This window comes from Streptomyces sp. BK79 (genome assembly GCF_044142145.1).
Lineage (GTDB): Bacteria > Actinomycetota > Actinomycetes > Streptomycetales > Streptomycetaceae > Streptomyces.
Map to the genome: position 1 here is coordinate 262,032 of NZ_JBHVOC010000004.1, position 20,819 is coordinate 282,850.

A 20,819-nucleotide genomic window follows, 5' to 3' on the forward strand; every position below is an offset into this window, starting at 1 on the left:
CACCAATGGAGGACTCGTGGGAGTCAGCCTCAGCAAGGGCGGCAACGTATCGCTGACCAAGGAGGCCCCCGGCCTGACCGCGGTCATCGTCGGTCTGGGGTGGGACATCCGCACCACGACCGGCACCGACTTCGACCTCGACGCCAGCGCGCTGCTGCTGAACAGCGGCGGCAAGGTCGCCAGTGACGCGCACTTCATCTTCTTCAACAACCTGAAGAGCCCGGACGGATCGGTCGAGCACACCGGCGACAACCTCACCGGTGAGGGCGAGGGCGACGACGAGCAGATCAAGATCGACCTCGCCAACGTCCCCGCCGACGTCGAGAAGATCACCTTCCCGGTCTCGATCTACGACGCCGAGAACCGCCAGCAGTCCTTCGGCCAGGTGCGCAACGCGTTCATCCGCGTCGTCAACCAGGCCGGCGGCGCCGAGATCGCCCGCTACGACCTCAGCGAGGACGCCTCCACGGAGACCGCCATGGTCTTCGGCGAGCTGTACCGGCACGGCGCGGAGTGGAAGTTCCGCGCCATCGGCCAGGGGTACGCCTCGGGCCTGCGCGGCATCGCGCAGGACTTCGGCGTCAACGTCTGAGCGACCTGAACGGTCGGGGCGACAGCCTCGAGAAGTCCGGCGCCGCACGGTTTACGTGCGGCGCCGGACGCGCAGGAAACCCAGGAACCACCACCCGGGGAGGGACATCACGATGGGCGTCACGCTTGCCAAGGGAGGCAACGTCTCCCTGTCCAAGGCCGCACCGAACCTCACGCAGGTCCTGGTCGGTCTCGGCTGGGACGCGCGCTCCACCACCGGAGCACCCTTCGACCTCGACGCCAGTGCCCTGGTGTGCGGCGGCGGCCGGGTGCTCGGCGACGAGTGGTTCGTCTTCTACAACCAGCTCAAGAGTCCGGACGGGTCGGTCGAGCACACAGGTGACAACCTCACCGGTGAGGGCGACGGCGACGACGAGTCGGTGCTGGTCGACCTCTCCGCGGTGCCCGACCGGTGTGACAAGATCGTCTTCCCGGTCTCGATCCACATGGCCGACGAGCGCGGCCAGACCTTCGGGCAGGTCAGCAACGCCTTCATCCGGGTCGTCAACCAGGCCGACGGCCAGGAACTCGCCCGCTACGACCTCAGCGAGGACGCCTCCACGGAGACTGCGATGATCTTCGGTGAGCTGTACCGCTACCAGGGCGAATGGAAGTTCCGGGCGGTCGGGCAGGGGTACGCGTCGGGGCTGCGCGGCATCGCCCTAGACTTCGGAGTCAACGTTTCGTAAAGCCGCGTACGGCGCGGGGGAGCCCCGTACAAACACGATTGGGTAGCCAGTGGTTCTGAAAACCTTCGGGTGGTCGTTCGCGGTCACCGCGCTCGGCCTGGTGGCCGCGGTCTTCTACGGGGGGTGGGCCGCCTTCGGTGTCGTGGCGATCCTGTCCGTCCTGGAGATCTCGCTGTCCTTCGACAACGCGGTGGTCAACGCCGGGATCCTGAAGAAGATGAATGCCTTCTGGCAGAAGATCTTCCTCACCATCGGCATCCTGATCGCCGTCTTCGGCATGCGCCTGGTCTTCCCGGTCGTCATCGTCGCCGTCAGCGCCTCGCTCGGCCCGATCGAGGCCGTCGACCTCGCCCTCACCGACAAGGACCGCTACCAGGAGCTGGTGACCGACGCCCACCCGTCGATCGCCGCCTTCGGTGGCATGTTCCTCCTGATGATCTTCCTCGACTTCATCTTCGAGGACCGGGAGATCAAGTGGCTCGCTCCGCTGGAGCGGGTGCTGGCCAAGCTCGGCAAGGTCGACATGCTGTCGGTCTGCATCGCCCTGATCGTGCTGCTGGTCTCCTCGATCACCTTCGGCGCCCACGCCCACCAGCACGGCGGCACCCACGCCGACAAGGCGGAGACGGTCCTGCTCTCCGGTATCGCCGGTCTGATCACCTACCTGGTCGTCGGCGGTCTCTCCGGCTTCTTCGAGAACAAGCTCGAGGAAGAGGAGGAGCGGGAGCACGAGGCCGAGGAGCAGGCCGAGCGGGCCGGCAAGCCCAAGTCGGCGGTCAAGCTGGCCGGCAAGGCCGCGTTCTTCATGTTCCTCTACCTGGAGGTCCTGGACGCGTCGTTCTCCTTCGACGGCGTCATCGGCGCCTTCGCCATCACCAACGACATCGTCCTGATGGCCCTCGGCCTCGGCATCGGCGCCATGTACGTCCGTTCGCTCACGGTCTACCTGGTCCGCGAGGGCACCCTCGACGACTACGTCTACCTGGAGCACGGCGCCCACTACGCCATCGGCGCCCTCGCCGCCGTCCTCCTGGTGACCATCCAGTACGAGATCAACGAGTTCATCACCGGCATGATCGGCGTCGTCCTCATCGGCGCGTCCTTCTGGTCCTCCGTGCGCCGCAACAAGCGGCTCGCGGCGGCCGGGGAAGGCGGCGGCAAGGAGAAGGCGGAGGTCTCCTCCGGGGTGTGAAACGCTTCTGTTCCCGGGCCGGGTTCGACCCCGGTGCGCCTGTTCCGCTGGTGTGAACACGGCCCGGGCGAGGAACGCTCTGTGCGGGGCGGCCGACGAGGACGACTCCTCGGGGCCGCCCCGTTCGGCGGTCCGCGGTCGATGGTGACGGCCGGTGGTGACGGCCGGTGGACGAGTGGACGTGGGGGCGGGAATGGGCTTTTTCGACGGTCTGTGGCGCAGTCGTGAATCCGAGTTCGACTCGGGCAGCGCGGCGACCAATTCCATCCAGCTGACCAAGCGGCACAGCCAGGTCTCCCTGACCAAGCAGGGCGCGGCGACCGGCAACCTGCGCGTCAACCTCTCCTGGCGGATGCGGACCTCGGACATCATGGGCATGCAGCGCGAGAGCCTGCTCAGACACCCCTTCAAGGCGCTCAAGCCCCCCGAGGTGGTCGGCCACAGCCAGAGCATGGTCAACGTCGACCTCGACCTCGGCTGCCTCTACGAACTCCAGGACGGCACCCGCGGCGTCGTCCAGCCCCTCGGGGGCTTCCTGGGCGACGTCAACGCGCCGCCGTACGTCAAGCTCAGCGGTGACGACCGGTTCGGTTCGGCCTCCGGCGAGACGATCTACATCAACCTCGACCACAAGGACGCCATCAAGCGCCTCCTGCTCTTCGCCTACATCTACGACCAGACCCCGGCCTTCGACCGGACCCACGCCATCGTCACGCTCTACCCGAGCAACGGGCCGCGCATCGAGATAGGCCTCGACGAGCGTCATCCGCAGGCCCGCTCCTGTGCCGTGGTGATGCTCGAGAACGTCAAGGGCGAGATCTTCGTCCGCCGCGAGGTGAAGTTCGTGTACGGCTTCCAGGGCGAGCTGGACCGGCTGTACGGGTGGGGGCTGCAGTGGGGGCGCGGGCACAAGAGCAAGGCGGAGCGCTGAGGCCCCGCCGTGCCGTCGCGGTGGTGCCTACCGGCCGACGAACTGCGGTCCCATCGGCGGCATCCGGAAGTCCGGGTCGGGCGCGCCGGTGACCGGCGGCGGGTAGCCGTAGCCGGACTGCGCGCCGCTCACGCCGGCGGCCGCGGGCGCCTGCGGATAGCCGTACCCGGGCGGCCGCCCGGCCGGCTGCGGATAGCCGTACGAGGGCTGCGCGGCGGGTGGCTGCTGCGGATAGCCGTACGAGGGCTGGGCCGGCACTGCCGTGGGCTGCTCCGGCGGCAGCGGCCGGGAGACCTCCGGCAGGGGCTGGACGGTCGTCGGCTCGTCCGGGCCGGCCGCCGGCGGGGCGGGCGTGGACGGGACGGGCGTGACCGATGCGTCCGGGCGGGGGGCCGGCACCCGGTCGTCCGCGCCCTCGGACTCGTCCACGGAGATGCCGAAGTCGGTCGCCAGGCCCTTGAGCCCGTTCGAGTAGCCCTCGCCCAGCGCCCGGAACTTCCAGCCCTCCCCGCGCCGGTACAGCTCGCCGCAGATCAGCGCCGTCTCCTGGCCCGTCTCCGGCTTGACGTCGAAGGAAGCAAGCGGTTCCGCGTCGGGGGCCGCGGCGTCGTGCAGCAGGATGCGCAGCGACCGGACCCGGTCGAACGGGACGCCGTCCGCCGAGGCGATCAGCAGGATGCGGCCCACCGATGCCTCGACCCCGGACAGGTCTGTCTGGATCGTGTCGGTCAGCGCCTCGGCGACCCGCTTCTTGCCGAGCCGCCAGACCTGGCCCGACGGATGCCGCGGCTGGTTGTAGAAGACGAAGTCCTCGTCGGAACGCACGCGGTCGTCGGGCCCCAGCAGCAGTGCGGAGGCGTCGACGTCCGGGACCCCCTGCCCGGGTGTCCAGCGCAGCACGGCGCGTACCGTGGTGGCTCGCAGCGGGACGTTCGACCCCTTCAGCATCGCGTGCGTCATGCCGTCATCCTGCCCTCTCGGTCCTGGTCACGACAACGCGGGGGGCGGGGTCCCCGGGTCGGATTCCCTCACCTCGGGTCGCCGCCGCCGACACGGCCGGGTTACCTGGAATTCATGCCCGGTGGGAACCTCCGACATGAATGCGTACGTACTATTACCGGCCACCTCGGACAGTTCGCAGGTCGCCCAGACACCACGGGGGAGTTTTGATGCGTCATTTCGGACAGATTGCCCCTGACGTGCGGAAGCGTCTTTTCCACCAGGAGCCGTGCACGTTCACGGCGGACTCCTCGGCGCGGCTGCTGTCCGCCGCCCTGGGCGCCACCCTCTACAGCCCGGCCACCCGGCCCAGGCTCGACGAGGACATCCTCAAGCAGGGCGCCCGGGGCGTGGTCTCCATGGTGCTGTGCCTGGAGGACTCGATCGACGACGCCGACGTACCGCTCGGCGAGGAGAACCTCGTCCGCCGGCTCACGGACCTGGAGAAACGTTCCGACGTGGACGTTCCCCTGCTGTTCGTCCGCGTCCGCACCCCCGGCCAGATACCCGACCTGGTGCGCCGTCTCGGCCCCGCCGTGCGGCTGCTGTCCGGATTCGTGCTGCCCAAGTTCACCGAGACGCGCGGCGTGCCCTTCCTGGAGGCGCTCGCCGCCGCCGAGGCCGCGAGCGGCCGCAGACTCTTCGCCATGCCCGTCCTGGAGTCGCCCGACCTGCTCTACCGGGAGTCCCGCGTGCAGACGCTGGAGGGCATCTTCCGCGCCGTCGACAAGTACCGCGACCGCGTGCTCGCGCTGCGGCTCGGCGTGACCGACTTCTGCTCCTCCTACGGGCTGCGCAGGGGCCCCGACATGACGGCGTACGACGTCCAGATCGTCGCGTCCGTCATCGCCGACGTGGTGAACATGCTCGCCCGCGCCGACGGCACCGGATTCACGGTGACCGGGCCGGTGTGGGAGTACTTCCGCGTCCAGGAGAGGATGTTCAAACCGCAACTGCGGCAGAGCCCCTTCCTGGAGGTGCAGGCCGTGGAGCTGCGCCAGAAGCTGATCGAGCACTCGATGGACGGCCTGCTGCGGGAGATCTCCCTGGACCGGGCCAACGGCCTGCTGGGCAAGACCTGCATCCACCCGTCCCACGTCCTCCCCGTGCACGCGCTGTCCGTGGTCAGTCACGAGGAGTTCAGCGACGCCCAGGACATCCTGCGGCCGGAACGCGGCGGCGGGGGTGTACTGCGGTCCGCCTATACGAACAAGATGAACGAGGTGAAACCCCACCGCGCCTGGGCCGAGCGCACCCTGCTGCGCGCGGAGGTCTTCGGGGTGGCGAACGAGGACATCGGCTTCGTGGAACTGCTCGCGGCCGGCCTGTCCGACTGAACGCCCTGTCCGACTGAACGCCCTGTCCGGCCGGACGCCGTGTCCGGCCCGACGCCCTGTCCGACGGAACGCAAGGAACCAATGACCGACGCAAGGCCCCACGAAGCGGTGGACCACGGGAGGCACGAGTACATGACCGAGAGGGCGCGCGCCGACGGGAGCGCCGGAGTCTGGTCCGGCAGCTGGGTCGCCGAGCGGCTCGGCGTCGAACTGGCGGGCGACGACAGCCTGCCCGGCCTGCTGGGACTCGCCCTGCGCCGCAACCCCAAGCGGGCGCACCTGCTGGTCTCCAACGTGCTCGGCAAGCACGTCCCCCAGTCGCCCGCCGTCGTGTACGGCCACGGTGTGGCCCTCGGCCGCCGCGTCCGCGACCTGCTGGGGGCTCAGGACGCCGAGCGCGCGGTCGTCCTCGGCTACGCGGAGACCGCCACCGGCCTTGGCCACTCGGTCGCCGACGGCCTGGGCCCCGCCCCGTACCTGCACTCCACCCGCCGCCCGGTCACCGGCGTCGCCCGGGCGGGCGGCTTCGAGGAGTCCCACTCCCACGCGACCTCCCACCTGCTGCTGCCCGAGGACCCGGCGCTGCTGGCCGGCGACGGGCCGCTGGTCCTCGTCGACGACGAGTTCTCCACGGGCAACACGGTCCTCAACACGATCCGGGCCCTGCACGAGCGCTACCCCCGCACGCGGTACGTGGTGGTGGCCCTCGTCGACATGCGCTCGCCCGCCGACGCGGGCCGGCTGGAGGACTTCGCCCGGGAGATCGGCGCCCGCGTCGACCTGGTGACGGCCGCCTCGGGCACGGTCCGGCTGCCGGACGGCGTCCTGGAGAAGGGGCAGGAACTGGTCGCCCGCCACGAGACGCCCGCCGCCGAGCCCGACCGGGCCCGCCCGGCCACCTCCGCCGGCTCCGTCGCGCGCGTGGACCTGCGCTGGCCCGTGGGCGTGCCGGACGGCGGACGGCACGGGTTCACGGCCGCCCAGCGGGAGCGCCTGGAGGCCGCGCTGCCCGGCATGGCCCGGCGCGTCGCCGACGCGCTGCCCGCCGGCGCCCGCCGCGTCCTCGTCCTCGGCTTCGAGGAGCTGATGTACGCCCCGCTGCGCCTGGCCCACGCCCTGGAGACGACCACCGGCGCCGACGTGCGCTACTCCACGACCACCCGCTCTCCCGTCCTCGCGGTCGACGACCCCGGCTACGCGATACGCACCCGCCTGGTCTTCCCGGCGCACGACGACCCGGCCGACGGCCCCGGCGAGCGCTACGCCTACAACGTCGCGGGCGCCGGCTTCGACGCCGTCGTCGCCGTCGTCGACTCGGCCGCCGACACTCCCGCGCTGCACGCGCCCGGCGGACTGCTGGCCCGGCTCGCCGCCCACGTCCCGCACGTCCTGCTCGCGGTCGTCCCGTCGTACGTCCCGGGGGACCCCCGGGCCACGCGGGGACCGTACGCCCCGCAAGCCCCGCATGCCCCGTACGCCTCCGAAAGGCCCTCCATGCTGCCCGACCCCCTGCGCGGCCCCGACTTCTCCTCGTACGCGCCCGACGAGGTCGGCTGGCTGCTCCAGGACCTGTCGGACGTGACGCTGGAGGCGCCGACCGAGGAGCGCGAGGAGGCCATCCAGAGCGGCGGCGCCCACTACGCGGAGTCGCTGCCCGTGGAGTACCAGCCCAGCGAGCAGTACCAGGAGCTGTTCCACGCGGCGCTGGAGACCTCCGCGGCCCGGCTCGCCCGCGCCGTCGGCGCCGTCACGGAGATCGTGCTCACGGAGCGCTCACCCCGCCCCGTGCTGGTGTCCCTCGCCCGCGCGGGCACCCCCGTCGGCATCCTGATGCGCCGCTGGGCGCGGTTCCGTCACGGCCTCGACCTGCCCCACTACGCCGTGTCGATCGTCCGGGGCCGCGGCATCGACGCCAACGCGCTGCGCTGGCTCGCCGAGCACCACGACCCCGCCGACGTCGTCTTCGTCGACGGCTGGACCGGCAAGGGCGCCATCACCCGCGAACTCGCCGCCGCCCTCGCCGACTTCGAGGCCACCGACGGCGTCACCGGCTTCGACCCGGAGATCGCCGTGCTGGCCGACCCCGGCTCCTGCGTCCGCACCTACGGCACCCGCGACGACTTCCTCATCCCCTCCGCCTGCCTCAACTCCACCGTCTCCGGCCTGATCTCCCGCACCGTGCTCCGCGCCGACCTGGTCGGCCCGCACGACTTCCACGGCGCGAAGTTCTACCGCGAACTCGCCGGCGCCGACCTGTCGCTCGCCTTCCTCGACGCCGTCTCGGCGCGCTTTCCGGAGGTCGCTGAGGCGGCCGACGCCCACGCCAAGGACCTCCTGGCCGCCGACCGCGCCCCCACCTGGGAGGGCTGGGCCGCCGTCGAGCGCATCAGCGAGGAGTACGGCATCCACGACGTGAACCTCGTCAAGCCCGGCGTCGGCGAGACCACCCGCGTGATGCTGCGCCGCGTCCCGTGGAAGGTGCTGGCCCGGGCCGGCGCCGGCGCCGACCTGGACCACGTGCGCCTGCTGGCCGAGCAGCGGGGCGTACCCGTGGAGGAGGTCGACGGCCTGCCCTACACCTGCGTCGGGCTCATCCACCCCCAGTACACGCGGGGCGCGACCGGCGCCGACGGCAGGGCGGTGGCGCTCTGATGCCGGTACTCGTCGCGAGCGACCTCGACCGCACGCTCATCTACTCCGCCGCCGCGCTCGGCCTGACCATGCCCGACCTCCGGGCACCCCGGCTGCTGTGCGTGGAGGTCTACGAGAGCAAGCCCCTGTCCTACATGACCGAGACGGCGGCCCGGCTGCTGACCGACCTCGGTGACGCGGCGGTCTTCGTGCCGACCACGACCCGGACCCGCAAGCAGTACCAGCGCATCAACCTCCCCGGCCCGCCCGCGAAGTACGCGATCTGCGCCAACGGCGGGCATCTGCTGGTGGACGGCGTCTCGGACCCCGGCTGGCACGCCCGGGTGACCGCGCGGCTGGCCGACGAGTGCGCCTCGCTGGCCGAGGTCCGCGAGCACCTGATGAACACCTCCGACCCCGTGTGGGTGCGCAAGCACCGGGTCGCCGAGGACCTCTTCGCCTACCTCGTCGTCGAGCGCGCGCTGCTGCCCGAGGAATGGGTGAAGGAACTCGCCGTGTGGGCCGAGAACCGGGGCTGGACCGTGTCCCTCCAGGGCCGCAAGATCTACGCCGTGCCCAAGCCGCTCACCAAGAGCGCGGCCGTACGGGAGGTCGCCCGCCGCACCGGCGCCGAACTCATCCTCGCCGCCGGCGACTCCCTCCTCGACGCCGACCTGCTGCTCGCCGCCGACCGGGGATGGCGCCCCGGCCACGGCGAGCTGGCCGACTCCGACTGGACGGCTCCGGCGATCAGCGCCTTGCCCGAGCGCGGCGTGCTGGCCGGGGAGCGGATCCTGAGGGAGTTCCTGAACGCGTCGGCCCCGGCTCGCTGACCTCGCCGTCAGGGCCCTGGGAGCCGCTCCCGGGGTCCTGACGGCCGTCGTCGTCACCGGCCGACGGCCGCCCGGCGCCCTGGCCGCGCCCCCGGCCGCCCCGCCTGCGGTTCCCGCCGCCCGGCCGCAGCAGCCGCATGACGATGAACACCAGCAGCGCCAGGGCGGCGATCGCGAGGATCACCTTCGAGTACGTGGAGGCGATGCCCGACACCGTGGACCAGTTGTCCCCGAGGGCGTAGCCCGCGAGGACGAACACGGTGTTCCAGATGGCGCTGCCGAGCGTGGTCAGGGCGAGGAAGACGGGCAGCGGCATCCGCTCGACGCCCGCCGGCACGGAGATCAGGCTGCGGAAGATCGGGATCATGCGGCCGAAGAACACCGCCTTCGTCCCGTGCTTCAGGAACCAGGCCTCCGTCTTCTCGATGTCGGACACCTTCACCAGCGGCAGCTTGCCGGCGATCGCCACCGTGCGGTCCCGGCCGAGCAGGGCGCCGACCCCGTACAGGGCGAGCGCGCCGATCACCGAACCGGCCGTCGTCCACAGCAGGACGGCGATCAGGTTCATCCGGCCGGAACTCGCCGCGAACCCGGCGAGCGGCAGGATGACCTCGCTCGGCAGGGGCGGGAAGAGGTTCTCCAGCGCGATGGCGAGGCCCGCGCCGGGCGCGCCGAGCGAGTCCATGAGGTCGTTGATCCACTGCGGTGCCGCACCGCTGTCCGCGGCCGCCTGCGCTGCGATGGCTGTCATGACGACCACGCTAGGGAACCGTGGCTGAAGGGAGCCTGAGGAAACCCGTGGCGCGACCGCCGGCCGCGACCGGCCCCGGGCGCGGAACCCCGGAAAGCGTACGGCTGGCTCCTGCTGGACGGCATACACGACCCCGGTTCGTTGTCCTCGGTGGCTCCCGCTTCGGGTACGTCGGGTTCCCTCACCGCGCGGACACTATGCGGGGTCAGCCGCAGCAGCCTCCGCCGCAGCAGCCGCCCCCGCCACCCGGCGACGGCGCCGGGGCGGCCGGGGACGCGGAGGCGGAGCCGCCGACCGCGACCGTGGACAGCAGCTTCACCGTGTCGTCGTGGCCCGCCGGGCAGGCGGCGGGAGCGGAGGACTCGGCCATGGGACGGCTCAGTTCGAAGGTGTCGCCGCAGGTCCGGCAGCGGTACTCGTAGCGAGGCATGGGCACAGGTTAACCGGACCGGCCGACAGCCGTACGGCGCTGTGCGGTACTCGTCGCACGGTCCTCGCCGCGCGGTCCTCACCGTGCTCAGTGCCCGGCGCCGCGCTCCTCGCGGATCCGGCCGACGACGCCGGCCACCGTCTGCCGGACCGCTTCCGTCTCGGTCAGGAAGTGCCAGTAGTCGGGGTGCCGGCCCTCCAGCGTGGTGATCGCCCGCTCCAGCCGGGCCACGGCGTCGTCCAGCGGACGCGCGTGCGCGGGGTCGGGGGTGTTGCGGCCCGCCATGGCCAGGCGCTGGGCGTCACGGATGGCGAAGCGGGTGCGCTCGATCTCCTGCTCGGGGTCCTTCTGCACGGCGTTCAGCTGCCGCAGCCGGTCGCCCGCGGCCGAGACGGCCTCGTCGGTCGCGTTCAGCAGCGCCCGTACCGTCGACAGCAGGGCGGTGGCGTCCGGCCAGCGCTGGGCGTCGCGGGCGGCCCGGGCCTCGGCCAGCTTCCCCTCGGCCTGCCGGACGGACTCGGCGGCCTGGTCCGGGACGTGCTGGAGGTCCTGCCAGCAGGCGGCGGTGAACCTGCGCCGCAGCTCGCTCAGCACCGGCTCGACCTGCGCGGTGCGGGTGGTCAGGGCCTGGGCGCGGGTGCGCAGGGAGACCAGCCGCCGGTCGATCTCGGCGGCGCGCTCGGGCAGCCGCTCGGCCTCGGCGCGGACGGCACCGGCCTCCCTGGTGACCCGCTCGGCCCGCTCCAGGGTCTGGGGCACGCCGTGCTGCCCGGCGCCCTGGTTCAGCCGGGTCAGTTCCGGGCCGAGGGCGGCGAGCCGGGCCGCGAGGTCGTCCGCGACCAGGCCGGACTCCCGGGCGGCGTCCAGGGCGTTGGAGGCGGCGAGCAGGGTCTGCCGGGCGCGTTCCACGGCGGGGGCCAGCCGGGCCAGCTGGGTCTCGGCCTTGCCGAGCAGGGGGCCGAGCCCTTCGGCGAACCGGTCCAGCTCCTGCTTGACCCGGCCCAGCTCGGTCTTGGCGGCGGTCAGTTCGGTACGGGCGCGGGCGGCGGCCGACGCCTCCAGGTCGTCCCGGTCCAGGTCGTGGGCGTCGACGGCGTCGATGTACTGGTGGCTCACCTCGTCGATGCGCCGGCCCAGCGCCTCGAAGTCGGTCACCGCGCGCCGCGCGGCGGGGGAGGCGTCGACGGCCGCGATCGTCTCTATCGAGATCCGCAGGTCCCGCTGCGCGGTGTCCAGCTCGTAGAAGGCGGCCGCCGCGTCGTCCTTCGCGGCCTGCGCCTCGGCCCGCTGGCTCTCGGCCCGCCCGCCGAACCAGCGCCGGGTGCCGCCCTGGGCGAACGCGGCGGGCAGCGCGAGCACCGCGAGGAGCGGCAGGCCCACGAGGGTGAGCACGTCACGCACGGCGCCGGGCGTACGGCGTGTGCGGGCGCGCGCACGGCGTGGGTGGTCAGGCGTACGGCGTGGCCGGCCGGGTGTACGGCGTGGGTGGGAGTGGTGCGGCAGGCGCGGCGCGCGCGGCACCATCGGCGAGTCCGGCTGCGATGGTGTCGCCGTCACATCCCTCTCCCGTGTCGTCCGTCCTGCCCGGGTTCATTCTCCCACCCGTTAGGGACGAACACACGGGCCGGTCAGTTCGCGGTTCGGACCGTGACTTTCCCGTCCTGGGTCCGGGCGTTCACCACGTGGGCGCTGGTGTCGTCGTGCGGCACGGACACGTCGACCGATCCGTCGTCGCTGTCGGCGGACACCTTGTACGTGGCCCGGGGCAGGGAGACGGTCACGGAACCGTCGTCGCTGCGGGTCTCCACCCGGTCGGGGACGACCCCGAGTCCGAGCCGGACCGAGCCGTCCTTGGTGGACGCGTTCACCCGGCGGGAGGAGACGTCCGCGCGCAGGGACCCGTCGTCGCTGTGCAGTTCCAGCGGCCCGGTGGAGTCGCTGACGCGCACGGACCCGTCCGCCGTACGCACCTCCAGCGCGTCCCTGAAGCCCCGCGCCCGCACGCTGCCGTCGTCGGTCTCCGCCTTGACGGCGATGCCCCGCGGCACCTCGACGCGGTGCCTGGCCGCGCAGTCGGCGACCACACCGGAGCAGTGCATCCGCAGCACCAGCCGGTCGCCGTCCATCGTCCAGGTCACCTCGGGGTCCGAGCCGACGGCGACCGACCCGGAGAACCACCGGGTGACCTCGATCTTCCCGGACGCGTGGTCGTCGGAGGCGACGATCTCCAGGGCGGAGTCGTCCGAGTCGACGGTGAGCGTGCTGCCCTTCAGGGCGAAGGACCGGTGCTCGGGATCGTTGTCGTCGTCGGCCGAGGCGCACGCGCCCAGTCCCGTGACGAGGAGGGCGACGGCGCCGGCGACGGCGAACGCGCGAGCGGGAACGGTACGGGCGGCCATGACGATCTCCCCCTGGGACGGACGACGCGGTGCCGCGGCGGAGGCCCTCGCGGTGTGCGGGGCCCTTCTCGTCGAGGCTCTTCGACCGTACGGAGCGCGGCCCCGCGCGGGGATCCGGGCCGCTCCCGGATCCGGGGTGGGGTTAACCCCCGTACGGCGGACCGGGGTCCCGTTTTGCCGGGCGGCGCTCCGGGCCATGTAGGCTGTCCACTCGTCCCGGGTGCGTAGCTCAGGGGTAGAGCGCCTGCCTTACAAGCAGGATGTCGGCGGTTCGAAACCGTCCGCGCCCACCAGGACCCGGCGCCGGTGTCGCCGGTGCGAGAGGCCCCCGGAATCCTTCCGGGGGCCTCTCGCGTGCGCTCGCCCGGGGCCTTCCTAGGATGAGGTCCGTGACAGATCCCGAGCAGCACGTCCGGCGGCCGCCCGTGCGGTGGTGCCGGGCCGTGTGTCTGCTCGGGCTGCTGGCCGGGCTGCTCGGCATGCACGGGCTGGCACCCGGCGGGGGCCTCGGGGAGCACCGCTCCGGGCACCACTCCGGGCACCACTCCGCCGGGCACCCGGACCCGGGGGCCGCGCGGTCTCCCTCCTCGCCCTCCTCGCCCTCCGTGCTCTCCGTGCCCTCTGTGCCGGTGACGGCCGGGGCGGCGCACGCCGGGTGCGGGCAGGGCGACGGTTCCTGCGGTGGCGGGCACCTCCGGCACGCCGACGCGATGTGCGCGTCCGGCGCGGTGAGCGACGGGCCGGTGCTGCCCGCGCCCGTACCCGACCCGGTGCCCACCGCCGCGTGCGACGCGGTCGTACGCGCGTACGCGGCCGACGCGTCGGGCGGCGGGCGGGCGCCGCCCTCCCTCGCCGAACTCCAGCTCCTGCGGATATAGACGCCGCCTCCCGCACCGCGCCGCCCGGGCGCGACGCGGTGCACCGGCATGTCGATCACCCCTCTCACAGCAGGAGTTCACGCATGAGCAGCATCCGTACCCTGACGCGCCGTACCGTCCTGGTGGCGGTGTCGGCCGGCGCCGCACTCGTTCTCGCCGCCTGCGGCGGTGACGGCGACGGCGGCAGCGGTCACGAGGGCCCGCACGGCTCGGCGTCCGCGAGCGCGGAAGCGGGCCGGGAGCCGGGCCGGGAGGCCGACCCGGAGTCGGACCCGGGGGCGCACAACGCGCAGGACGTCGCCTTCGCGCAGGGCATGATCCCGCACCACCGGCAGGCGCTGGAGATGGCGCGGCTGGCCGAGGGCCGGTCCGCGTCGGCCGGGGTCGAGGACCTCGCCGCGCGCATCGAGAAGGCGCAGGAGCCGGAGATCACCACCATGACGGGCTGGCTGAAGACCTGGGGCGAGGAGGTGCCCGAGTCGATGCCCGGCACGCATCACTCGGCGCATTCCGGCATGCCCGGGATGATGGACGGCCAGGACATGGCGAAGCTGGAGCGGGCCTCCGGCGAGGCGTTCGACACGATGTTCCTGACCATGATGGTCGAGCATCACGAGGGCGCCGTCGAGATGGCCGAGGCCGAGAAGGCGAAGGGCCGGTACGCACCCGCCAAGGCCCTGGCCGACGCCGTCGTCACCGCGCAGAACGCCGAGATCACCGAGATGAAGGAGCTCCTCGGCGAGGACTGACCCACCCGGCGGGTCCCCGCCCGGGCGACGCCCCTCAGGCGTCCTCGGGCGGGGCCTGCGGGGCCGGGGGCTCGTGGGCGTGTTTCAGGGCGGAGCGGGCGGTGACCTGGTCGGGGCCGGTGATCTCCGTCCAGTAGCGATGCGTGCTGACGAACACGGCCAGCTCGCGCTCGCGCTGCCGGAGCTTCTCCACCTCGGCCTGTTCGTCCGCCGACCAGCCGGGGGAGGCCGGGCGCTCGACCTTGCGCCAGCCGTGGTCGTCACTGAAGCCGTCGAGCGGCTCGACCGACCAGGGAAGCCTCTTCAGCAGGGCCGACAGCTCGGCCCGGACCTGGTGCAGTTCCTCCTGACCGGCGAGGAGATCACTGGGGAAATCGTAGGTCGTAGCCACATCACAATGATACGCCTGTTCGATTTCGAGGCGCGCGTTCCCTTGCGTGGTTCACGCGGAAGGGTGAGGCGTGCGGCGGGGGCCGACTGTCAGACCCCTGCCCTACCGTGAAGGACATGGACGGCGTGGACGGACGGGGCGGTCGAAGCGGCGGGCGGGTGCGCCTGGTCCCCTGGGCGGACGGGGACCTGTGGCTGCTGCGCGAGACCAACAGCCCGGAGATGACCGCCCACCTGGGCGGCCCCGAGACCGAGGAGCAGCTCGCGGCCCGGCACCGGAGGTACGGGGGATTGGCGCCGGGCCGGATGTACCGGGTGGTGCTGGCGGAGGGTGGCGAGACCGTCGGCTCGATCGGGTACTGGCAGCGGGGTTGGCGGGGCGCGGAGGTCTGGGAGACCGGGTGGGCGGTGCTGCCGCGGTTCCAGGGGCGGGGGCTGGCGTCGGACGCCGCCCGTGCCGTGGTCCGGGAGGCCCGGGCGGCCGGCACCCACCGGTATCTGCACGCGTTCCCGAGCGTCGGCCACGCCGCGTCCAACGCGGTCTGCCGCAGGGCCGGGTTCGTCCTGCTCGGGCAGGCCGACTTCGAGTATCCGAAGGGCCACTGGATCCGGTCGAACGACTGGCGGGTGGACCTGGAGAGAGGAGACTGACGTCATGTGCCGCAGCATCAAGACGCTCCGTCCGCCCGTGCTGGCCGAGGAGGCCACGGAGGACGAGATCAGAGCCGCCGCCCTCCAGTACGTGCGCAAGGTCTCCGGGTTCCGCGCGCCGGCCGCGCACAACCGGGAGGTCTTCGACCGCGCCGTGGACGCCGTCACCGAGGCGACGGCCACGCTCCTGGCCGACCTGGAGGTACGGGGAGGCGCCGGAGCGCGGCGGGCGTCGTGACACCGGGAGCGTCGTGACACCGGCGGGGTGAGACCCGGTCCGGGGTGCGCCCCCGGCCCTCGTACGCCCCTCGCACGCCACCGCCCGGTCCCGCGCCCGCCACCGGTTCATGGGACGCCTGTCGACGGGCTCGCGGGCTACGAGGCTTCCGTCGGCCGGGGGCGGCGGCGCATCAGGTACGCCGCCAGTGCGCCCGCGCCGAACAGGGCCACCAGCGACACCGCCGCCCCCAGCCACGTCGCGCCCAGCCACTGGCCGCCGAAGTAGCCGAGGGCCACGCTGTACGCGGCCCAGGCCAGGCCGGCGATGACCGACCAGGGGAGGAACTCGCGGACCCGGCGGTGGGCGGCCCCGGCGACGAGGGAGACGACCGAGCGCCCGGCCGGGGCGAACCGGGCCAGCACGACGAGGGCGCCACCCCCACGGGCGAGGGCGCCGCCGAGACGTTCCTGCGCGCTGGTCAGGCGACGGGAACGGGCGATCGCGCGGTCCAGACGCGGTCCGCCGCGCCAGGCCAGGCGGTAGACCGCCAGGTCGCCGAGGACCGAGGCGGTCGCGGCGCACAGCGTCAGGACCAGGAGGTCGGGTACGTCCTGCGGAACGTGGCCGGCGGCCGCGGCCCCCGACCCCGCTGCCGCCGCCGTGGCCGCCGTGATCACCAGGACCCCGCTCGGCAGCACCGGGAGAAAGATGTCGAGGAGCACCGAGACGGCCACCAGCACATAGATCCATGGGCTGTTGACCAGCGAACCGATACTCCCGAGACCGTCGACCACCACAACTCCCCGTTACTCCCCCGTGGGCCGGGCCTTGCCGCGAGACGCGGGGACGGCAGGAGCGGCCGATGACAGCCATACAGCGTACGCCGAGGGTGTGACAGAGGATTCACAGGGGGCTCGTGTGTTCGGCACGAGGCGTTCACCGGGGCGGCACCCGGCTGCGAGCGGCGCCCCTCCTGTGCGAAGGGGCGCCGCTCGCGGGCGGATCAGGCAGCGACCGGCGTCTGCCGCTCCGCGGCGGTCTTCTCCTGCTCGGCCGCGCGCCGGGCGAACAGCCGGTCCAGGCCGAAGGCGCCGGAGCCGGTGAAGGCGAGCAGCAGGAAGGCCCAGCAGAACATCGCGGAGGCCTCGCCGCCGTTCTCCATCGGCCACAGCGCGCTCGGCTGGTGCACCTTGAAGTACGCGTAGGCCATGGAGCCCGAGGCGACGAGCGCGGCGGCGCGGGTGCCGAGGCCCAGCATCACGAGACCGCCGCCGACCAGCTGGATCACGGCCGCGTACCAGCCGGGCCAGGTGCCCGTCTCGACCGTGCCGCCGCCGCCCGACGCGCCGCCGAGGACGCCGAAGAGGGAGGCGGCGCCGTGGCAGGCGAAAAGCAGGCCGACGACCATGCGGAACAGGCCGAGGGCGTAGGGCTGGGCGCTGTTGAGGCGTCCGGACATGTGGGGGGTGCTCCTTCGGTCGGGCCGGCCCGACGGGGCCGGTGGGGGACGGAACCGAGTGGGCTGCCCACGTTAGGTGACCCTAACGAGTACTTGCAAGTTCAACATTTGGCCATGACGTGGCGTGCGGTCACGCTTCTCGCGCGGTGGCCGTCGCAGGTGGGAGCGCTCCCACGGTTGCGGCGGAGCCTGTCGGCGTGACCGGATCCATACCCGCCGCCCCCCTGCACCGGCTTCCTTGCGTCGGCTTCCTGCGTCGGCTTCCTGTGCCGGCTCCCTGTGCCGGCTCCCTACGTCAGCTCCCTGTCGGCGACCACCGCCAGGACGGGCGTCCCGCCCTTCTGTGCCCGTGCCTGCTCCAGGCGCAGCCGGGCCGACCGGCCCCGCAGCGTCAGTGTCATGAGCTGGTTGCCGAACCACGGCCCCCCGGTCTTGCGCCACCCGACCGCCGCCGGCGCGCACCGTCCGTGCCGGGCGATACGCCGCCCGAGAGCCCGCGCCACGGCGCTCCAGCCGAAGCGGAAGCCGAGGCGGATGGAGAGCGGCACGGAGTTGTGGACGGGCGAGCAGGTCAGCTGCGCCACCCGGGCGTCGGGCGTGCGCCCCGCCGGCCAGGAGGGCTCGGCCACGTAGGCGTGGTGGACGTCGCCCGACAGCACGCTCACCGTCGCCGGCGCGCCCGGTCCCGTACCGGCCTCGGCGATCAGGTCCGCGAGCGCGTCGAAGGAGGAGGGGAAGGCCGACCAGTGCTCCAGGTCGGCCCCGCGCCTGATCTTCTCCCCGCGCCGCGCCCACCGCGCGCCCCGTTCACCGGCGCACATGGCGGCGTTCCACGCCTCCACGTCGTGCACCAGATGGGGCAGCAGCCAGGGCAGGGAGGTGCCGATCAGCAGGTGGTCGTAGGGGCCCTCCCGCCCGCCGTCGTCCCGCCCGTCCATGACCTGCTCGCGCAGCCAGGCGGCCTCGTCCGGGTCGAGCATCGCGCGGCTGTCCTCCCTCAGGACGCGGGCGGCGCGGGAGTCCACCATCACCAGCCGTACGCGGCCGAAGTCGCGGCGGTAGCTCCAGCGGACCGAGGCGGGGTCGGCGTCGGCCCGGGCGGCGAAGGTGCGGAGCACGTCGGTGCCGTCGGGGGCCTCGCGGACGGCGGCGTAGAGGGGGTCGGCGGCCAGCTCGTCCGGGGAGAGGTTGCCCAGCTGCTGGTACACCCAGTAGGACATCAGCCCGCTCAGCAGCCGCTCGCGCCACCAGTCGGTGGCCCGCATGTCGGCGAGCCAGGCGGCGGAGGTGTTCCAGTCGTCGATGACGTCGTGGTCGTCGAAGATCATGCAACTGGGCACCGTGGACAGCAGCCAGCGCACCTCCGGGTCGAGCCAGGACTCGTAGTAGAGGCGGGTGTACTCCTCGTAGTCCGCGACCTGCTCGCCCGGCGGTTCGTCCAGGTCGCGGCGGTCGGCGATCCAGCGGCGCGTGGCGTCGGAGACCTCGTCGGCGTACACCTGGTCGCCGAGCAGGAGCAGGACGTCGGGCCGCGCGCCCCGGGGGGCGGCCGCGATGCGCGCGGAGAGGGTGTCCAGGGCGTCCGGGCCCACCGGGTCGTGCCCGCCGGCCGGCGGGGCGGCCCAGCGGCAGGAGCCGAAGGCGACGTGCAGTTCCTCGCCGGGCGGGGACGTGGCGATCACCGAGGGCGGGAAGGGCGAGTCGGGCGGCGGCCACGCGCGCGTGCCGTCGAGGAACACCTCGTACTCCGTCGCCGTGCCGGGTGTCAGGCCGCTCACCGGGACGAGGGCGTAGTGGTGCCCCGCGATCTGGAAGGTGCGCGTCGTGCCCTCGGCGCCGTCGGCGCAGCGCACCTCGGCGGTGCAGGGGCGGCTCGTCTCGACCCAGACGGTCGCGCACGAGCCGTCGGTGTATCTCAGCAGTGGTCCCAGGCGCAGTCCGGCCACGGTGATCCTCTCCTCCGTCGCCCCGTACGGTACGGAACGACGGAGGCCGGCGGGGAGGTTCCGCGCCGAACGTGTGACGGAGGATGCGTCAGCAGTTCGCGAGGTGACTCTGGAGCGCGGACTTCTCGGCGGAGTCGACCGAGAGGCCGTAGTAGTACTTCACCTGGACCCAGGCGCGGACGTACGTGCAGCGGTAGGCGGTGCGCGAGGGCATCCAGGTGGCCGGGTCCTGGTCGCCCTTGGACTGGTTGACGTTGTCGGTGACCGCGAGGAGCTGGGGGCGGGTCAGGTCGTTGGCGAAGGACTGGCGCCGGGAGGTCGTCCAGGAGCCGGCGCCGGAGTCCCAGGCCTCGGCGAGCGGGACGAGGTGGTCGATGTCCACGTCGGCGGCGGCGGACCAGGTGGCGCCGTCGTAGGGGGAGTACCAGCTTCCGCTGGTGGCGGCGCAGGCGGAGTCGGTGACGACGCCGGAACCGTCGCGCTTGAGGACGGTCTCGCGGGTGTTGCAGGCGCCGGACTGCGTGATCCAGTGCGGGAAGAGGTCCCGGTTGTAGCCGGTGCGGTTCTCGGTGGCCACGGTGAGGGAGGCGAGGTAGGAGCGGGCGGTGGCGCCGCTGACCGGGGTGGGGAGGGCGGCGGAGGCGGCCGGGCCGTTGAGCAGCCCGGCCGAGGCTATGAGCCCGGTGAACGCCGCGAGGAAACCGAGCCGTCGACGCGCGTAGAACTTCGGCATGCGAACTCCCTTGGGTGGTGGGGGTGTTGGGGCGCGGGCAGGGGAATGCTCGCGACGCCGCATGGCGTACAGGTGTGCGGTCGGTAAGAAGTTAGTGACGTGTGCATGGCACGTCTATAAGCGCGACGGGAATTTCGCCCTCCGGGGCGTCCGGACCTTCGGCCCTTCGTGCCGCCCGGGGGCTCGCGTACTATGGACGGCGCAGAAGGGGAGTAGCTCTTCGCCGGACCGTCGACACACTGCTCAGCTCGTCTGAGCCGGCGCCCGGAGGCAGGTCCCGTACGCGGGGCCGGCCAGCGAGACCTTCGGCAAGCAGTGCACGCCCGTGCCGTACGGCGGGGGCGACCGTGTGCTGCCGTGCCGAGGTGTCCGCAGCGCAGGACCAGCACTCTCGGCGGGGCGGCCCCGACCGATAGAGGAACCCTTGATCAGCCTGACCGTGACGGCCGTCGTCTTCGGCGTCGTCTTCCTCGCCGAACTGCCGGACAAGACCGCGCTCGCCGGCCTCGTCCTCGGCACCCGCTACCGGGCCTCGTACGTCTTCGCCGGCGTGGCCGCCGCCTTCCTGCTGCACGTCGTGCTCGCGGTCGCGGCGGGCAGTGTGCTGACGCTGCTGCCCCAGCAGATCGTGCACGCGATCACCGGCGTGCTGTTCCTGGGCGGCGCCGCCGTGCTGCTCATGAAGAAGGACGACGGGGACGAGGAGATCCGCAAGCCGCAGGACCAGTCCTTCTGGAAGGTCTCCGGGGCGGGCTTCATGCTCATCCTGGTCGCCGAGTTCGGTGACCTCACGCAGATCATGACGGCGAACCTCGCCGCCCGCTACGACGACCCGCTCTCCGTCGGCCTCGGCGCGGTGCTCGCGCTGTGGGCGGTGGCCGGGCTCGGCATCGTCGGCGGCAAGGCCCTGATGAAGCGGGTGCCGCTGGCGCTGATCACGAAGGTCGCGGCGCTGCTCATGCTGGGCCTCGGGGTCTGGAGTCTGTGGGAGGCGGTCGCCGGCTGAGCGG

At 72.7% G+C, this 20,819-nt stretch carries 22 protein-coding genes and 1 tRNA gene; 13 read left to right on the forward strand and 10 right to left on the reverse strand.

The window, feature by feature from the left end; translation table 11 throughout:
- Positions 1-16: 16 nt before the first annotated feature.
- The 4 genes from ACFIF2_RS06775 to ACFIF2_RS06790 all read left to right on the forward strand — a co-directional run bounded on the left by ACFIF2_RS06775 (position 17) and on the right by ACFIF2_RS06790 (position 3,403).
- Positions 17-592: a calcium homeostasis/redox stress adaptation protein gene (locus ACFIF2_RS06775; RefSeq protein ID WP_395571580.1), complete on the forward strand. Its 576-nt coding sequence runs from the start codon at positions 17-19 to the stop codon at positions 590-592.
- A 112-nt stretch (positions 593-704) separates the two neighbouring features.
- Entirely contained in the window at positions 705-1,280 is a 576-nt protein-coding gene (locus ACFIF2_RS06780; RefSeq protein ID WP_395571581.1) for a TerD family protein, read from the forward strand.
- Between the two features lie 49 nt (positions 1,281-1,329).
- Positions 1,330-2,472 carry a DUF475 domain-containing protein gene (locus tag ACFIF2_RS06785; protein ID WP_395571582.1) on the forward strand — a complete coding sequence of 381 codons (1,143 nt, stop codon included), beginning with the start codon at positions 1,330-1,332 and terminating at the stop codon, positions 2,470-2,472.
- 193 nt (positions 2,473-2,665) lie between these two features.
- Positions 2,666-3,403 (forward strand): Tellurium resistance, encoded by a 738-nt coding sequence (locus ACFIF2_RS06790; RefSeq protein WP_395571583.1) that lies wholly within the window; start codon positions 2,666-2,668, stop codon positions 3,401-3,403.
- A gap of 27 nt (positions 3,404-3,430) precedes the next feature.
- Here the strand turns inward: ACFIF2_RS06790 and ACFIF2_RS06795 are convergent, their stop codons facing one another.
- Positions 3,431-4,363: a TerD family protein gene (locus tag ACFIF2_RS06795; protein WP_395571584.1), complete on the reverse strand. Its 933-nt coding sequence runs from the start codon at positions 4,361-4,363 to the stop codon at positions 3,431-3,433.
- Between the two features lie 209 nt (positions 4,364-4,572).
- Between ACFIF2_RS06795 and ACFIF2_RS06800 the strand changes: the two genes are divergently transcribed.
- The 3 genes from ACFIF2_RS06800 to ACFIF2_RS06810 all read left to right on the forward strand — a co-directional run bounded on the left by ACFIF2_RS06800 (position 4,573) and on the right by ACFIF2_RS06810 (position 9,203).
- The gene (locus tag ACFIF2_RS06800; protein WP_395571585.1) at positions 4,573-5,739 is read left to right on the forward strand and encodes an HpcH/HpaI aldolase/citrate lyase family protein; all 1,167 of its coding nucleotides are present in this window, start codon (positions 4,573-4,575) and stop codon (positions 5,737-5,739) included.
- A 132-nt stretch (positions 5,740-5,871) separates the two neighbouring features.
- Complete coding sequence (locus ACFIF2_RS06805) at positions 5,872-8,391, forward strand: phosphoribosyltransferase (protein WP_395571586.1); 2,520 nt, start codon at positions 5,872-5,874, stop codon at positions 8,389-8,391.
- Positions 8,391-9,203 (forward strand): HAD family hydrolase, encoded by an 813-nt coding sequence (locus ACFIF2_RS06810; RefSeq protein WP_395571587.1) that lies wholly within the window; start codon positions 8,391-8,393, stop codon positions 9,201-9,203. Before ACFIF2_RS06805 ends, ACFIF2_RS06810 begins: the two co-directional genes overlap by 1 nt.
- Here ACFIF2_RS06810 and ACFIF2_RS06815 read toward each other — a convergent pair.
- From ACFIF2_RS06815 to ACFIF2_RS06830, 4 genes are all read right to left on the reverse strand, one after another.
- Entirely contained in the window at positions 9,121-9,954 is an 834-nt protein-coding gene (locus tag ACFIF2_RS06815; protein ID WP_395571588.1) for a DedA family protein, read from the reverse strand. The two genes, ACFIF2_RS06810 and ACFIF2_RS06815, sit on opposite strands and share 83 nt — an antisense overlap.
- A gap of 205 nt (positions 9,955-10,159) precedes the next feature.
- Positions 10,160-10,384, reverse strand: coding sequence for a zinc ribbon domain-containing protein (locus ACFIF2_RS06820; RefSeq protein ID WP_395571589.1), 225 nt, complete (start codon positions 10,382-10,384; stop codon positions 10,160-10,162).
- 87 nt (positions 10,385-10,471) lie between these two features.
- Entirely contained in the window at positions 10,472-11,941 is a 1,470-nt protein-coding gene (locus tag ACFIF2_RS06825) for a hypothetical protein (protein WP_395571590.1), read from the reverse strand.
- Between the two features lie 71 nt (positions 11,942-12,012).
- On the reverse strand, positions 12,013-12,783 hold the full coding sequence (locus tag ACFIF2_RS06830; RefSeq protein ID WP_395571591.1) for a DUF4097 family beta strand repeat-containing protein: 771 nt from the start codon (positions 12,781-12,783) through the stop codon (positions 12,013-12,015).
- Between the two features lie 218 nt (positions 12,784-13,001).
- On the opposite strand from ACFIF2_RS06830, the gene ACFIF2_RS06835 reads away from it, so the two are divergent.
- From ACFIF2_RS06835 to ACFIF2_RS06845, 3 genes are all read left to right on the forward strand, one after another.
- Positions 13,002-13,076, forward strand: a tRNA-Val gene (locus ACFIF2_RS06835).
- A 96-nt stretch (positions 13,077-13,172) separates the two neighbouring features.
- Positions 13,173-13,661: a DUF6153 family protein gene (locus ACFIF2_RS06840; protein WP_395571592.1), complete on the forward strand. Its 489-nt coding sequence runs from the start codon at positions 13,173-13,175 to the stop codon at positions 13,659-13,661.
- An 83-nt stretch (positions 13,662-13,744) separates the two neighbouring features.
- A complete protein-coding gene (locus ACFIF2_RS06845) occupies positions 13,745-14,410 on the forward strand; it encodes a DUF305 domain-containing protein (protein ID WP_395571593.1) in 666 nt (221 codons plus the stop codon).
- 34 nt (positions 14,411-14,444) lie between these two features.
- On the opposite strand, the gene ACFIF2_RS06850 is transcribed toward ACFIF2_RS06845, so the two are convergent.
- Positions 14,445-14,801: a hypothetical protein gene (locus ACFIF2_RS06850; RefSeq protein WP_395571594.1), complete on the reverse strand. Its 357-nt coding sequence runs from the start codon at positions 14,799-14,801 to the stop codon at positions 14,445-14,447.
- A 116-nt stretch (positions 14,802-14,917) separates the two neighbouring features.
- Between ACFIF2_RS06850 and ACFIF2_RS06855 the strand changes: the two genes are divergently transcribed.
- Positions 14,918-15,451 (forward strand): GNAT family N-acetyltransferase, encoded by a 534-nt coding sequence (locus tag ACFIF2_RS06855; RefSeq protein ID WP_395571595.1) that lies wholly within the window; start codon positions 14,918-14,920, stop codon positions 15,449-15,451.
- 4 nt (positions 15,452-15,455) lie between these two features.
- Positions 15,456-15,689: a DUF2277 domain-containing protein gene (locus ACFIF2_RS06860; RefSeq protein WP_395571596.1), complete on the forward strand. Its 234-nt coding sequence runs from the start codon at positions 15,456-15,458 to the stop codon at positions 15,687-15,689.
- 137 nt (positions 15,690-15,826) lie between these two features.
- On the opposite strand, the gene ACFIF2_RS06865 is transcribed toward ACFIF2_RS06860, so the two are convergent.
- The 4 genes from ACFIF2_RS06865 to ACFIF2_RS06880 form a co-directional block, all read right to left on the reverse strand.
- A complete protein-coding gene (locus tag ACFIF2_RS06865) occupies positions 15,827-16,465 on the reverse strand; it encodes a DedA family protein (RefSeq protein WP_395571597.1) in 639 nt (212 codons plus the stop codon).
- 209 nt (positions 16,466-16,674) lie between these two features.
- Positions 16,675-17,130: a DoxX family protein gene (locus ACFIF2_RS06870; protein WP_395571598.1), complete on the reverse strand. Its 456-nt coding sequence runs from the start codon at positions 17,128-17,130 to the stop codon at positions 16,675-16,677.
- 290 nt (positions 17,131-17,420) lie between these two features.
- Positions 17,421-19,076, reverse strand: a complete 1,656-nt coding sequence (locus ACFIF2_RS06875; protein ID WP_395571599.1) for an alkaline phosphatase D family protein — start codon at positions 19,074-19,076, stop codon at positions 17,421-17,423.
- 88 nt (positions 19,077-19,164) lie between these two features.
- Complete coding sequence (locus ACFIF2_RS06880; RefSeq protein WP_395571600.1) at positions 19,165-19,809, reverse strand: HNH endonuclease family protein; 645 nt, start codon at positions 19,807-19,809, stop codon at positions 19,165-19,167.
- Positions 19,810-20,233: 424 nt separating this feature from the next.
- On the opposite strand from ACFIF2_RS06880, the gene ACFIF2_RS06885 reads away from it, so the two are divergent.
- The gene (locus ACFIF2_RS06885; RefSeq protein ID WP_395571601.1) at positions 20,234-20,815 is read left to right on the forward strand and encodes a TMEM165/GDT1 family protein; all 582 of its coding nucleotides are present in this window, start codon (positions 20,234-20,236) and stop codon (positions 20,813-20,815) included.
- Positions 20,816-20,819 lie beyond the last annotated feature (4 nt).

Excerpts from the sequence above, each read along its gene's own strand:
- ACFIF2_RS06845 (WP_395571593.1), top strand. The coding sequence starts at position 13,745 with ATGAGCAGCATCCGTACCCTGACGCGCCGTACCGTCCTGGTGGCGGTG.
- ACFIF2_RS06800 (WP_395571585.1), top strand. The coding sequence starts at position 4,573 with ATGCGTCATTTCGGACAGATTGCCCCTGACGTGCGGAAGCGTCTTTTC.
- ACFIF2_RS06810 (WP_395571587.1), top strand. The coding sequence starts at position 8,391 with ATGCCGGTACTCGTCGCGAGCGACCTCGACCGCACGCTCATCTACTCC.
- ACFIF2_RS06880 (WP_395571600.1), bottom strand. The coding sequence starts at position 19,809 with ATGCCGAAGTTCTACGCGCGTCGACGGCTCGGTTTCCTCGCGGCGTTC.
- ACFIF2_RS06805 (WP_395571586.1), top strand. The coding sequence starts at position 5,872 with ATGACCGAGAGGGCGCGCGCCGACGGGAGCGCCGGAGTCTGGTCCGGC.
- ACFIF2_RS06820 (WP_395571589.1), bottom strand. The coding sequence starts at position 10,384 with ATGCCTCGCTACGAGTACCGCTGCCGGACCTGCGGCGACACCTTCGAA.
- ACFIF2_RS06855 (WP_395571595.1), top strand. The coding sequence starts at position 14,918 with ATGGACGGCGTGGACGGACGGGGCGGTCGAAGCGGCGGGCGGGTGCGC.
- ACFIF2_RS06815 (WP_395571588.1), bottom strand. The coding sequence starts at position 9,954 with ATGACAGCCATCGCAGCGCAGGCGGCCGCGGACAGCGGTGCGGCACCG.
- ACFIF2_RS06870 (WP_395571598.1), bottom strand. The coding sequence starts at position 17,130 with ATGTCCGGACGCCTCAACAGCGCCCAGCCCTACGCCCTCGGCCTGTTC.
- ACFIF2_RS06780 (WP_395571581.1), top strand. The coding sequence starts at position 705 with ATGGGCGTCACGCTTGCCAAGGGAGGCAACGTCTCCCTGTCCAAGGCC.
- ACFIF2_RS06860 (WP_395571596.1), top strand. The coding sequence starts at position 15,456 with ATGTGCCGCAGCATCAAGACGCTCCGTCCGCCCGTGCTGGCCGAGGAG.
- ACFIF2_RS06790 (WP_395571583.1), top strand. The coding sequence starts at position 2,666 with ATGGGCTTTTTCGACGGTCTGTGGCGCAGTCGTGAATCCGAGTTCGAC.
- ACFIF2_RS06795 (WP_395571584.1), bottom strand. The coding sequence starts at position 4,363 with ATGACGCACGCGATGCTGAAGGGGTCGAACGTCCCGCTGCGAGCCACC.
- ACFIF2_RS06830 (WP_395571591.1), bottom strand. The coding sequence starts at position 12,783 with ATGGCCGCCCGTACCGTTCCCGCTCGCGCGTTCGCCGTCGCCGGCGCC.